The 240-nt window shown below is 75.4% G+C and carries 1 protein-coding gene; it reads left to right on the top strand.

All coding sequences use genetic code 11. The features are described from left to right. Nucleotides 1–22 precede the first annotated feature (22 nt). Nucleotides 23–229, top strand: coding sequence for a hypothetical protein (locus tag AC0L23_RS40180; RefSeq protein WP_473358449.1), 207 nt, complete (start codon nucleotides 23–25; stop codon nucleotides 227–229). Nucleotides 230–240 lie beyond the last annotated feature (11 nt).

Below are 240 nucleotides of genomic sequence, written 5' to 3'. Positions count from 1 at the left end.
CTCGGTCGCTCTCGATTTGCGGTTGGCGCGTGGTGGCCTTGCGTGTGCGCCGGCGGCCCCCCCCCCCCCCCCATCCCCCCCCCCTCCCCCCACCCCCCCCCCCCCCCCCCCCCCCCCCCCCCCCCCCCCCCCCCCCCCCCCCCCCCCCCCCCCCCCACCCCCCCCCACTCTTTTTATAATGATACGGCGCCCACCTAGATCTACACGCCTGACGATTACACGCCGATGAAGACGCTCTTC

Source organism: Bradyrhizobium sp. MI1.4 (genome assembly GCF_055811315.1).
Note: the sequence above shows the minus strand (reverse complement) of the source record. Positions and strands in the feature narration are given on the sequence as shown.